This window comes from Nostoc sp. T09 (assembly GCF_002154695.1).
GTDB lineage: Bacteria > Cyanobacteriota > Cyanobacteriia > Cyanobacteriales > Nostocaceae > Aulosira.
Genome location: NZ_MTAV01000240.1, coordinates 1 through 1530, shown reverse-complemented (window position 1 = coordinate 1530; position 1530 = coordinate 1). Strand labels below are relative to the sequence as shown.

3 protein-coding genes are annotated in these 1530 nt (G+C 44.1%); 1 reads left to right on the top strand and 2 read right to left on the bottom strand.

From position 1 onward, the window contains the following. Positions 1-247 (top strand): hypothetical protein (locus tag BV372_RS36930; protein WP_179198324.1); only part of this gene is annotated, 247 nt, incomplete at its 5' end. A gap of 56 nt (positions 248-303) precedes the next feature. On the opposite strand, the gene fghA is transcribed toward BV372_RS36930, so the two are convergent. Together fghA and BV372_RS36925 are read right to left on the bottom strand one after the other, a co-directional pair. After that, positions 304-1146: an S-formylglutathione hydrolase gene (fghA, locus tag BV372_RS33375; RefSeq protein ID WP_086691595.1), complete on the bottom strand. Its 843-nt coding sequence runs from the start codon at positions 1144-1146 to the stop codon at positions 304-306. A 183-nt stretch (positions 1147-1329) separates the two neighbouring features. After that, a partial coding sequence (locus BV372_RS36925) for a hypothetical protein (RefSeq protein ID WP_086691593.1) occupies positions 1330-1530 on the bottom strand: 201 nt, incomplete at its 5' end.

The following is a 1530-nucleotide window of genomic DNA, read 5'->3' as shown; positions in this document are numbered from 1 at the left end:
GGCGATTGATGAGTATCAGTTGCAGGTTTACCCTGGTCGAATGCTGCTGCTGCGGACTACAAATCAATCTCGGGCGAATGCTGTGGGTTTAGAGTATGACCCGCAGTTTGGCTGGGGTGATTTGGTGGCTGGGGGGTTGGATATTGACTATGTTTCTGGCTCTCACAAGACTATGCTTGTTGCACCTCATGTTCATGTTTTGGCTGATAAGTTGCGTCATTTTTTAGCTCTGGCTGCTCATCCTTAAAAACCTTCATCCTGAAGTATGAAGTGATTCATAATGATGTTTAATCACTTCGTACTTTACCTCAAGGCGATCGCATGATGGCGAATGTGGTCTTCAATAAAACTGGCAATGAAATAATAACTGTGGTCATAGCCTTGTTGGTAACGCAAATTTAAGGGCTGCTTCACTTGTGCACAAGCTTGTTCAAATACTTCTGGCTGTAATTGTTCGGCTAAAAATTTATCAGCAGTCCCTTGATCAATGAGAATTGGGCTGTGATATCCTAGTTGCTTAACTAATTCACTAGCGTCATAGCTACGCCAACCTTCTTGATTGGTTCCTAAATACCGACTGAATGCTTTTTGACCCCAAGGACAGCGTGTAGGTGCAGCGATTGGTGCAAAAGCTGAGACAGATTTAAATAGCTTGGGGTTTCGCATCGCGCACACCAAGGCCCCATGTCCCCCCATTGAATGTCCAAAAATACCTTGTTTGTCAGCTTGGGTAGAAAAGTTGGCGGTAATGACAGCAGGTAATTCTTGGATGACATAACTATACATTTGGTAGTGCGATCGCCAAGGTTCTGTCGTAGCATCTACATAAAAACCCGCACCTGTACCAAAATCCCAATCATCATCTTCCCCAGGAATACCAGTATTGCGAGGACTAGTATCTGGTGCAACTAACACCAAACCATACTCCGCCGCGTAACGCTGCGCCCCGGCTTTCACCATAAAATTCTCTTCCGTACAAGTTAAACCGGAGAGGAAATAAAGAATCGGTACAGGTTCAGTAGTAGCTTGCGGTGGTTGATAGACAGCAAAACGCATTTCTCCGTTACAGGTTGAAGAGAAATGGGAATAAAAGCCGACTTTGCCACCAAAGCACTGATATTCTGAGATTAGTGTGAGATTAGTCATTAAAACTGTATTGACTTATATTTCCTGGCGTTTTTTATCGTTCAGGTATTCTGCGATCGCAATTATTATATTTGGACACCCAATTACTATTTTGGCGTACGCAATCACTATATTGGAGATCCCAATTGATATTCGGTTTGCGATCGCCAAGTGATCGTCTCCAGTTAGCGCTTAATTTACCAGTCAGAAATCTACTTTGACTGAGCTGGATGTAGAAACAGGCCACGGGCGGAGTAAGGGTTGGTAGTTCATAGTATCTTCAGGTGCAGAGGCGAGGGTTTTCAGCTTTGCATTTGCCATTTCGGGCACTACAATTGCCATTTCGGGCACTACAATTGCCATTTTGGGCACTACAATTGCCATTTCGGGCACTACAATTGCCAT

Coding starts and splice junctions, on each gene's coding strand:
- fghA (WP_086691595.1), bottom strand. CDS start 1,146: ATGACTAATCTCACACTAATCTCAGAATATCAGTGCTTTGGTGGCAAA.